The 10472-nt window shown below is 58.9% G+C and carries 9 protein-coding genes, 1 tRNA gene and 1 pseudogene; 8 read left to right on the top strand and 3 right to left on the bottom strand.

The genetic code is table 11. From position 1 onward, the window contains the following. The first annotated feature begins 17 nt into the window (after window positions 1-17). Window positions 18-968 (top strand): 4-hydroxythreonine-4-phosphate dehydrogenase PdxA, encoded by a 951-nt coding sequence (gene pdxA / locus RMO57_RS04120; protein ID WP_310384485.1) that lies wholly within the window; start codon window positions 18-20, stop codon window positions 966-968. Between the two features lie 9 nt (window positions 969-977). Here pdxA and RMO57_RS04115 read toward each other — a convergent pair whose 3' ends face one another. Both RMO57_RS04115 and mscL read right to left on the bottom strand, forming a co-directional pair. Beyond that, complete coding sequence (locus tag RMO57_RS04115; RefSeq protein WP_310384483.1) at window positions 978-3419, bottom strand: DUF1631 family protein; 2442 nt, start codon at window positions 3417-3419, stop codon at window positions 978-980. 180 nt (window positions 3420-3599) lie between these two features. Beyond that, on the bottom strand, window positions 3600-4034 hold the full coding sequence (mscL, locus tag RMO57_RS04110) for a large conductance mechanosensitive channel protein MscL (protein WP_310384481.1): 435 nt from the start codon (window positions 4032-4034) through the stop codon (window positions 3600-3602). Window positions 4035-4256: 222 nt separating this feature from the next. Between mscL and petA the strand changes: the two genes are divergently transcribed. The 6 genes from petA (at window position 4257) to RMO57_RS04080 (ending at window position 8546) form a co-directional block, all read left to right on the top strand. Next, the gene (gene petA, locus RMO57_RS04105) at window positions 4257-4853 is read left to right on the top strand and encodes a ubiquinol-cytochrome c reductase iron-sulfur subunit (protein WP_310384479.1); all 597 of its coding nucleotides are present in this window, start codon (window positions 4257-4259) and stop codon (window positions 4851-4853) included. Window positions 4854-4885: 32 nt separating this feature from the next. Continuing rightward, complete coding sequence (locus RMO57_RS04100; RefSeq protein WP_310384477.1) at window positions 4886-6295, top strand: cytochrome bc complex cytochrome b subunit; 1410 nt, start codon at window positions 4886-4888, stop codon at window positions 6293-6295. Window positions 6296-6312: 17 nt separating this feature from the next. Beyond that, window positions 6313-7083 carry a cytochrome c1 gene (locus RMO57_RS04095; RefSeq protein WP_310384476.1) on the top strand — a complete coding sequence of 257 codons (771 nt, stop codon included), beginning with the start codon at window positions 6313-6315 and terminating at the stop codon, window positions 7081-7083. Between the two features lie 135 nt (window positions 7084-7218). Beyond that, entirely contained in the window at window positions 7219-7836 is a 618-nt protein-coding gene (locus RMO57_RS04090) for a glutathione S-transferase N-terminal domain-containing protein (RefSeq protein WP_310384475.1), read from the top strand. Window positions 7837-7847: 11 nt separating this feature from the next. Next, window positions 7848-8429, top strand: a complete 582-nt coding sequence (locus RMO57_RS04085) for a ClpXP protease specificity-enhancing factor (RefSeq protein ID WP_310384474.1) — start codon at window positions 7848-7850, stop codon at window positions 8427-8429. A gap of 41 nt (window positions 8430-8470) precedes the next feature. Beyond that, window positions 8471-8546: transfer RNA gene (locus tag RMO57_RS04080), tRNA-Thr, on the top strand. Between the two features lie 143 nt (window positions 8547-8689). Here the strand turns inward: RMO57_RS04080 and RMO57_RS04075 are convergent. Continuing rightward, window positions 8690-8968 carry a hypothetical protein gene (locus tag RMO57_RS04075; protein WP_310384473.1) on the bottom strand — a complete coding sequence of 93 codons (279 nt, stop codon included), beginning with the start codon at window positions 8966-8968 and terminating at the stop codon, window positions 8690-8692. Between the two features lie 324 nt (window positions 8969-9292). Between RMO57_RS04075 and secA the strand changes: the two are divergent. Next, a pseudogene (gene secA / locus RMO57_RS04070) lies at window positions 9293-10472 on the top strand (preprotein translocase subunit SecA); the annotation flags it as partial.

Here is a 10472-nt window from a genome sequence, read left to right as displayed (position 1 = left end):
AAATCGTCGCCAAGGCCATGGCCACACCGGAGCCGGCTCTGGCGGCGACTCTGTGTGTGGTCGGAGATGTGGCGGTGATGCGGCGGGCGATGGCATGGGCCGGCGTCAAACGGCCGCTGCTGAGCTTGACTGGCTTGGACGAAATTGAAACCTTGCCGCCGGGCTGCGTGGCCGTGTGGCAGCCCGCTGGAATGCCAGCCGGCCTGCTGGACTGCCCGATGGGTCACATTGATGCCCTGGCCGGTGCCGCGGCCGCGCTTTGCATTGAGGCGGCGGTGCAGGCAATTCAAGCAGGGCAGGCCGATGCCGTGGTGACCGCCCCGATTCACAAAGAGGCCTTGCATGCGGCCGGCATTGGCTACCCGGGCCACACCGAGATGCTGCAAGCGCTGGCGGCCAGGGGCGGCGATGTGGTGCCGGTGCGCATGATGCTGGCCAACGAGGAGTTGCGTGTCGTGTTGGTGACGATTCACTGCTCGCTGCGGCAGGCGATCGACTTGATCAGCGTTGAACGTGTGCTGGAGACGCTGCGAATCGCGCAGCGGGCGATGTTGAGTTTTGGCATCACCGCGCCGCGCATCGCGGTGGCGGGTTTGAACCCGCATGCCGGCGAGGGCGGGCTGTTTGGCGATGAAGAAGTGCGCCACATAGCGCCGGCCATTGCGCAGGCGCGCGCCGAGGGCATCAACGCCAGCGGCCCTTATGCGCCCGACACCGTGTTCATGCGGGCGCGCGATGCGGCCGGCCATCCGGGTGAGTTTGATGTGGTGGTGGCGATGACCCATGATCACGGGCTGATCCCGGTCAAATACTTGGGCGTGGAGCAGGGCGTCAATGTGACCTTGGGGCTGCCCTTTGTGCGCACCAGCCCGGATCACGGCACCGCGTTCGATTTGGCCGGCAGCGGCCTGGCCGACCCTTCCAGCTTGAAGGCGGCCCTGGCGCAGGCCGCTCGGATGTTGGTCTGAGCGCCGGGCTCAGATCTTGATCGTGGCTAACTGCTTACGTGCACGGGAGATCGCACGCTCCATCAGGTAGGCATTTTCAAACGCGCGCAGCCGTTTGGCCTCGCACAGGCGCTTGAGCATGCGCGCCGTCATCGTCACCGTTTCTTGATGCTTGGCGCCTTGCGTGAAGATGAAGAAGCTGCGGCCCGCGCTGATATGAGCCAGCCTGACCTTGTGCCAGCTTTCGCCTGTATGCATCTGATAGGCAAAGCCAAGTTGCAGGTGGTCGATCAGCAATTCGCCGTCACTGGGTTCCGGTGCGTCGGTGGAAGCGGGCAGGCCTTCGATGCTGATATCCACGGCCTGCAGGGGCGCGTCGGCCGAAAGGTCGATGTCGATCTGCCCCGACCAGTCCACGCCGGCCTCATTCAGCAGGCCCAGCGACTTGGCCTCGGCGGCGCTCAGGCGGGCGCCCATGTCCACGTCTTGCGGCAAGCCGGCGCCGCTGTCCGGCCCCAAGTCTTGCTCGGCCGGCGGGCTGCAGCCGAACACGCCGTCGAGTTGCTTGGCGAGCAAATTGGCCTCCAGCGCACTCAGCGCCTGGCCTTTCAGCGATTCCGCATGGGCGGGCAGCAGTTGGCCGAAAAAGGCCTTGCGCTGCGCCTCCGGCCAGGCAATCAAGTCCAGCCCTTCGGTGAGGGTCTGCATCAGTTTGGGCAATTGCCCCAGAAAAACCTGGCGCTGGGCCGTGCCGGACTTGGGCTGCACGCTCATCACCAGATCACGGCCAAACTGGCGAATGCGCTGGGTGTGCTCCGGCGTGCTGCTTGCGTCGCGGCTGACCAGGACGATTGCAAAGCTCCAGGCTTGCGATAGAAAGTCCCGTATGAAGGCGGGCATGGGCACCGCCACTAGCGCGGTCTGCAACTGCTGCGAGTAGCGCTGTTGCAGGCGTAACTCAACTTCCTTGCGGGCCAGCAAGCTGGCGGCGCCGCCTTGTTCGGTCAGCACCTTGCCTATTTGTTCGGCGATGAATTGCTCGAGTGCGTCCAGCTTGCGCTCGTAAACATCCATGCGGTCGAAGTCGCCGTTGGCGACGTCTTGAACCAACTCCTGCACATGGCTTAGAAAGGCCAACCCCGGGTCTTCGCTGAAGTTGTCAAAGGCGCAGGCCAGCGAGGCCATGCGGTTGATGAAGCGGCGCACCGGATGGCGCCGGGATGAAAAGAAGGAAGGGTCACCCAGCGCTGCGCGCAGCACCGGCAACTGCAAGCTGGCCAGCAGACGCGCCATCTGGGGCGGGACCTTGGGGTCGGACAGCACTTGGTCGAACAGGCTGCTGACCACGTCAATGACCATATGGTCAAGTCGACCGGTGGCCGCTTGGCGCAATTCTTCGCGGTGCAAATGGATCAGATTGGGCGGCGCAGCACCTTGCCAGCCTGCGGCGTTGAGATCTTCGCTCCATTGGCTGTGTGAGGGCAGACCGGCGCCAGGCGTGTGGCCCATATCGGCCGGCCGGGTGCTTGCGGCGTCCCAAGCGCCTGGTATGCCCGGTGGACCGGGCGGCACATGCGCAAGACGGCGCAGCAGATCCATCAGCTGCGCATCGACCGTACCCAGGCCGCCGCTGTTCTGGGCCGAAAAACCTGATTGGCTAGCGCCGCTGTAGTCGCCACGTGTCGGGCCTAAAGAGCCGGCGCCGCGATTGCTGCCACCGCCACCAAATCCGCCGCCGCCATGGCCCGAACTGCCAAACCGCGCGCCCGGGTGGCCGCCTTCATCAAGACGCCCTGCCTGGCTATGGCCAGCGAATGTCTGTGCGCGTGTGGACGGGCTTGACTCCACCGCCTTGACGCGCAAATCCTGCGGGCGCAGGCCGCGGTGGCGAAACAGCTCGGCGATGTCGGCGTAGCAAGTTCGCATCTCCTGAGCCAAAGCACGCGTCAATTCGTCGATCAGGATCTGGCGGGCGTCTTCCTCTTCGGTGACGGCATGCACAGCGGCCAAGAGTGCCTGGCCGATCAATTCGGGGCGCAGCGGATTGCGGTCGGCGCTGCTGACGCCGGCCATATAGGACTCAACCTCGCGCAGCTCCCATTCACTTTGATGACCAATGGCCAGGCCGATGCGGTCGCCGACGACCAAAGCGTCGACCTGGTCGTCGTTCATCAGCGATAGCTCGCCCCATGCCTTCTTGGTGTTTGGCTTGTTGGCAGCGCGGCTGCCTTGCTCTTGGTTGAGTTGCGTGCGCAAGGCCAAGTAGAACTGTTGGCCAAACAGCGCCTGCTGTTTGCGGAATAGAAACTGGGCCGACAGCAGCGCGTCGCGGCGCTTGATTTGGCCGGCTGATAGTGCGGAAAGCCCCAACCCTTCCGCACAGCGCTCGGCTGCTTGGTCGCCGGCCGTCCGAATGCGCTGGACGGCGGCTTCCAAATGAGGGTTCAGTTGACTGAGGTCGGGCGAATTCATTGGGCGCGGGTGACAGCATATGCAGCATGTCTATAGCAAGATTGCCACAGTCTACACAGCGTCAAGTATCCGGCCAAAACGGGGCCGCCAATGTCAGCATTTGCCGCCGAGCAGGCCCTGATTGCCAACTAGCTAACGCCCCATTGAGCTGAAGCTTTTGCTTACAAGTGGGTGAGCAATTCAGCGCTTCAAAGCGTCACGAATTTCGCGCAACAAGACGATGTCTTCGGGCGTTGCGGCGGCCTCGGCTGGTGCCGCCGGCTCAGCGCGCTTGAGGCGATTGATCTGCCTAATCATCAAGAAAATGATAAAGGCCAAAATGATGAAGTTCAGCAGCACGGTTAGGAAGCTTCCATAGGCGAACAAGGGCACGCCGGCTTTGCTGAGTGCTTCGTAAGTGGCGGGACCCTTGTAATCGGCCGGCACGCTGCCTAGCGTGATGAAGTAATTGGAGAAGTCCAGGCCACCCACTGCGCGGCCGATGACGGGCATGATCAGATCCTTGACGACGGAATCGACAATTTTGCCAAATGCGCCGCCGATGATCACGCCGACGGCTAAGTCGATCACGTTGCCCTTGACGGCAAATTCTTTAAATTCTGACAACATGCCCATAAATTGCTCCGATTAAGGCCCTAGGGCCGATAAGTAATTGAACGTACATCCAGTCGATAGCTTGTCCCAGGCAGCATGATGAGACTGAATTGAGTGCGTTAAGTGCGAACATTGTCGTGTGAAAATACATCGATGCACTGAAGGCGCTCCGAACACGCGGTGCCGTCCGCTAGAATCCCGGGTTGACCCCGATCAGAAGTGAAGTCTCGTTTGAGGATGCCCATGAGTGACCAGCAAGTGGACCACGGTAAGCGTACTTGGCTCATAGCCACCAGTTGCGCCGGCGCCGTTGGCGGTGTGGCCGTCGCCGTACCTTTCGTAAGTTCTTTCGCTCCATCAGAGCGTGCCAGAGCCGCTGGTGCGGCAGTGGAAGTGGATATCAGCACCATTAAGCCGGGTGAGAAATTGACCGTTGAATGGCGCGGCAAACCCGTCTGGATCGTGCGCAGAACGCCCGAGCAGCTGGCTGCGTTGAGTGGGCATGACGCCGAACTGGCGGATCCACAGTCCAGGCGTACCGCTTATCCAACCCCTGAGTACGCGCGCAACGAAGCGCGTTCGATCAAGCCCGAATTCATGGTGGCGGTGGGTATTTGTTCGCACCTGGGCTGCTCGCCCAGCGAGAAGTTCACGACAGGTCCTCAGGCATCGCTGCCGGATGACTGGCGCGGCGGCTTTTTGTGCCCCTGTCACGGCTCAACCTTCGACCTCGCAGGTCGCGTGTTCAAGAACAAGCCGGCGCCCGATAACCTCGAAGTGCCTCCCCATATGTACTTGTCTGACACCAAAATCGTCATTGGTGAAGACAAGCAGGCTTAATCGCCGAATTAGGCTAAAGGACAGAGGTCAACATGGCTGAATTCAAAGAAGCTCCCGCCGGCGCACCGAAGGGTGAGCAGTTCCTGACTTGGGTGGACAACCGCTTCCCTGCGAGCAAGCTGTACAAAGAGCATTTGTCTGAGTACTACGCGCCCAAGAATTTCAACTGGTTCTACATCTTCGGCTCGCTGGCCTTGGTGGTGCTGGTAATTCAAATCGTCTCAGGTATTTTCCTGGTGATGCATTACAAGCCCGACGCGGCGCAGGCGTTTGCATCGGTCGAGTACATCATGCGTGATGTGCCTTGGGGTTGGCTGATCCGCTATATGCACTCCACCGGTGCGTCGGCGTTTTTCATCATTGTTTATCTGCATATGTATCGGGGCCTGATTTATGGCTCCTATCGCAAGCCGCGTGAGCTGGTGTGGATTTTCGGTTGCGGCATCTTCTTGTGCCTGATGGCCGAAGCCTTTATGGGTTATCTGCTGCCTTGGGGTCAGATGTCTTACTGGGGTGCCCAAGTGATCGTGAACCTGTTTGCCGCCGTGCCTTTCATTGGCGAGGACCTGGCGTTGCTGATTCGCGGTGACTTTGTGGTTGGTGATGCGACGCTGAACCGCTTTTTTGCCTTTCACGTGATTGCAGTGCCCTTGGTGCTGCTTGGCTTGGTGGTCGCCCACATCATTGCTCTGCATGAAGTGGGTTCGAACAATCCGGACGGCGTCGAAATCAAGGGCCCCAAGGCGCCGAAAGATGCCGATGGTCACCCGTTGGATGGCATTCCTTTCCATCCCTATTACAGCGTCCATGACATCTATGCCTTGAGCCTGTTCTTGATCGTATTCACGTCGATCGTGTTCTTCGCACCCGAGATGGGCGGCTACTTCTTGGAGTACAACAATTTCATCCCGGCCGATCCGCTGAAGACGCCAGCTCACATCGCTCCGGTCTGGTATTTCACGCCTTTCTACTCGATGTTGCGCGCCACGAATGACACGCTGATCAATGTGCTGGTTGGCATTATTGGTTTGTCGGCGATCTTGGCGGTCTTGAAGGGCAGTTTCTCGGGCAAGGCCAAAGTGGTGCTGCTGGTCGCTGCCGTGGTCGCAGCTGCGCTGCTGAAGACCTTCGACGCGAAGTTCTGGGGCGTGGTGGTGATGGGCGGTGCAGTCGTGATTCTGTTCGTGCTGCCCTGGTTGGATCACAGCCCGGTCAAGTCGATCCGCTATCGCCCAGATTGGCACAAGTATGTGTACGCTGTGTTCGTGGTGCTCTTCCTGGTGCTGGGTTATCTGGGTATTCAGCCACCCACCGATATGGGGACCTTGGTGGCGCAGATCGGCACCTTGTACTACTTTGGCTTCTTCTTGCTGATGCCTTGGTGGAGCCAGCTTGGCACGCCGAAGCAGGTGCCCGATCGTGTGACCTTCCACGCCCACTGAGCCACGGAGTCCAAAGAATGAAAAAACTCATCGCAACCTTGTTGACCTGCTTTGGCCTGGTGTCAGGTGCCTTTGCCGCGGCGGGCGGCATTGAATGGGACAAGTTCCCAAAAGAGAAGATGCAAGACATGGCATCGCTGCAAAACGGCGCCAAGCTCTTTGTCAATTACTGCCTGAATTGTCATTCGGCTGCCTTCATGCGCTACAACCGCATGCGCGATATCGGTTTGACCGAGTTGCAGATCAAAAACAACCTGATGTTTGCCACCGACAAGGTGGGTGAGACGATGAAGGTTGCCATGGATCCACGCCAGGCCAAAGACTGGTTTGGCGCCGCGCCACCGGATTTGACCGTGATTGCACGCTCGCGCGCCGACGGTGCCAAGGGTTCCGGCGCGGACTATCTCTACACCTACTTGCGCAATTACTACGCCGATGACACCAAGGCCACCGGCTGGAATAACTTGGCCTTCCCAAGCGTGGCGATGCCGCATGTGTTGTGGGAATTGCAGGGCACACGCGCTGCAAAATTTGCCGAGGAGTCCGATCCGCATGACCAAGCTAAGAAGATTCATGTCTTCAAAGGCTATGAGCAGTTGACGGCGGGCGCGATGACGAGCGCCCAATATGACAATACGGTGGCCGATTTGGTCGCTTATTTGCAGTGGATGGGCGAGCCGGCTCAGACGCAACGCTTCCGCCTTGGCGTGATGGTGCTCTTGTTCTTGCTGGTGTTCACCGTGTTCACTTGGCGCCTGAATGCCGCGTATTGGAAAGACGTGAAGTAGTCGATAGCGCCTGGGCTTTGCCTGGCCGAAAGCGCAGTGGGAAGCTTGTATAAGCTCCCACTGCGTTTGCGTTTTGCGCGGAATCGCTGAGAGCGGCCGCAACCTTTTTACCTGACCCTTTGGGAGCCTGCCGCCATGATGGTGCTTTATTCTGGAACCACCTGCCCTTACTCGCATCGCTGCCGCTTCGTGCTGTTCGAAAAGGGTATGGACTTTGAAATTCGCGATGTGGACTTGTTCGCCAAGCCCGAAGACATTGCCTTGATGAACCCCTACAACGAAGTACCGATTCTGGTTGAGCGCGATTTGATTTTGTATGAATCGCACATCATCAACGAGTACATCGACGAGCGCTTCCCGCACCCTCAATTGATGCCCGGCGACCCGGTGGCGCGCGCTCGCGTGCGCCTGTTCCTGCTGAATTTCGAGAAGGAGCTGTTCGCGCATGTCAATGTGATGGAAGGCCGCAGTCAGACTGCCAAGGCAGCTGACAAGCAATTGGAGAAGGCGCGCTCGCAAATCCGCGATCGGTTAACGCAACTGGCGCCCATCTTCTTGAAGAACAAGTACATGCTTGGCGATGATTTCTCGATGCTGGACGTGGCGATTGCGCCGCTGCTTTGGCGTCTGGATTACTACGGCATCGATATGTCAAAGAACGCCTTGCCATTGTTGAAATATGCAGAACGGATCTTCTCGCGCCCCGCCTACATCGAGGCGTTGACGCCGTCCGAGAAAGTCATGCGCAAATAAGCGATCGGCATATGGAACAAAGCAGTCAGAACGGCGGGTCGGGCAGTGCTTCGACCCGGCCTTACTTGATTCGGGCCCTGCATGATTGGTGTACCGACAACGGCTTTACACCCTATATCGCGGTGCAAGTGGATAGATTCGTGCAAGTGCCGATGGAGTACGTCAGCAATAACGAAATCGTACTCAATGTCGGCTTTGATGCAACCAGCAGTCTTGAGCTTGGCAATGAGTTCATTCAGTTCAAGGCCAGGTTCGGCGGCACGGCGCGCGAGATCATTGTGCCGATTGATCATGTGGTGGCCATCTATGCGCGTGAAAACGGGCAAGGCATGGCCTTCCCTGCGCCCGATGTGCAAACCGCGATGGAGCCGGTGGATGCTGCAGCAGCGAGTCCCGCGCAGCCAAGCGCACAGAGTCGCCCTGCAGCGGCGCCTTTGCGTTCGGTGAAGTTGGCGCCGGTTCAGGAATCTGTGCCTCCTGAGGCCAAGCCTGCGCTCGCCGACGTTTCTCATTCGGCGACCCAGGTCGATGACGATGATCCCGATGCGACGCCCCCGAGTTCGGGGCGACCGTCGTTGAAGCGTATAAAGTAGTAGACAGGGCCGAGAATTTCAGCTTATACTCATGATCTTTCGCCGGCTTAGCTCAGTTGGTAGAGCAACCGCCTTGTAAGCGGTAGGTCATCAGTTCGAATCCGATAGTCGGCACCAAAGTAGAAGTACATGTGTGAAGAGCACAAACTAAAAATACCGCTTTTAGCGGTATTTTTTTTGGGCGGTCAGAAGTGGGCTTGTCGGCGCGTGCAGCAGTGCAGCAATCTCATAAAAAATGGTGAAGGTGCGCAGGTAAGCATTTACTGCCGCACTTTGACTCTAACCTTGAAGGGCTGAAGCCCGGCCTCTTCCAACAGTATTTGCAGCCGAGGTTGCAGGTGGCGCAATTTGGCGGCTACGGCGGCGTTGGCGGCAAGCAAGGTCCAGCCTTCCTCGTCTACCGGGCCGGCCTGCACAAATCGTGTCAGCGCGCCGGGCAGGCAATGTTTGATCAACTCCAGCCGCTGATTCGATTCGCGCATCAATAGGCTCAGCCGAGCCAAACCGACATGCTGCTGCAAGGCTCTGGAAATGGACAAGGGTTCTGGGACTTGCTGGCCCTTGTGGCATCTGATTCTGGGGCGAAAGGGCGGGCGCATACCCTCAGTGTATGCGGGCGGCTTGGCAGATTCTGGGTGACTTGTGCCGGGTGCTAAACTGCTGGAGTTTTTGCGCTTGGCAGTTTGGCGTGACATTCGGCCTGTGCCATTGCAGTGCGCCGAGTGCGCCTCATATAGACCAAGTATCAAGAAGAATTCAGGGGCCTAGCTCGCGGAAAACCAAGAGGTTTGCCGGCAGCGACAGCCTAGCCCAAGGGAGCCGCCAAGCAGCTCCCCGAACTTACGATTCAACTATTACGCTGCATGTTGCCCAAGCTTCTCACCCAGATTTTCGGTAGCCGTAACGAGCGCTTGCTTAAAGGTTACCGCCGCATCGTTCAGCAAATCAATGCACTTGAGCCGCAGTTCGAGCAGCTCGATGATGCCGCGCTGAAGGCCAAGACCGAAGAGTTCAAACTGCGGCTTGCCAACGGCGAGACGCTTGACGCTTTGCTGCCGGAGGCATTTGCCGTGGTCCGCGAAGGCGGCAAGCGGGCACTCAAGATGCGCCATTTTGACGTGCAGTTGATTGGCGGCATGGTACTGAACGCCGGCAAGGTGGCCGAAATGGGCACCGGCGAGGGCAAGACCTTGATGGGCACGCTGGCCGTCTACCTGAATGCCTTGACCGGCAAGGGCGTGCACCTGGTGACCGTCAATGATTACTTGGCCAAGCGCGACGCCGAGTGGATGGCGCGGCTTTACAACTTCTTGGGCTTGACGGTCGGCGTCAACCTGGCGCAGATGTCGCGTGAAGAGAAGCAGGCCGCCTACGCTGCCGACGTCACTTACGGCACCAATAATGAGTATGGCTTTGATTACCTGCGCGACAACATGGTGCAGGATGTATCTGATCGCGTTCAGCGGCCGCTTGCCTTTGCCATCGTCGACGAGGTTGACTCGATCTTGATCGACGAAGCCCGCACACCGCTGATTATTTCCGGCCAAGCCGATGACCAGACCGATGTCTATCTGGCCATCAACAAGGTCGCTCCTGGCTTGAAGAAGCAGATCGGCGAGTTGGATCTCCGCACCGGCGAGGGCGTCATTGAGCCGGGTGACTTCACCGTCGATGAAAAGTCTCACCAAGTCTATTTGACCGAAGACGGGCATGAGAACGCCGAGCGACTGCTGGGCGAGGCCGGCCTGTTGGTCGAAGGCGCCAGCCTCTATGACGCCGGCAACATCACGCTGATGCATCATTTGTATGCGGCGTTGCGAGCCACCCACATTTACCACCGCGACCAGCATTACGTGGTTCAAAACGGTGAGGTCATCATCGTTGATGAATTCACAGGCCGTTTGATGACAGGCCGCCGCTGGAGCGATGGCTTGCATCAGGCCGTTGAGGCCAAAGAAGGCGTGGCTATTCAGAGCGAGAACCAAACGCTTGCCTCGATCTCCTTCCAAAACTTCTTCCGCATGTACGGCAAGCTGTCCGGCA

Origin of the sequence: Roseateles sp., assembly GCF_031397715.1 — a bacterium.
Lineage (GTDB): Bacteria > Pseudomonadota > Gammaproteobacteria > Burkholderiales > Burkholderiaceae_C > Paucibacter_A.
The sequence above is the reverse complement of the archived record's forward strand: the minus strand, read 5'-3'. Positions and strand labels throughout refer to the sequence as shown.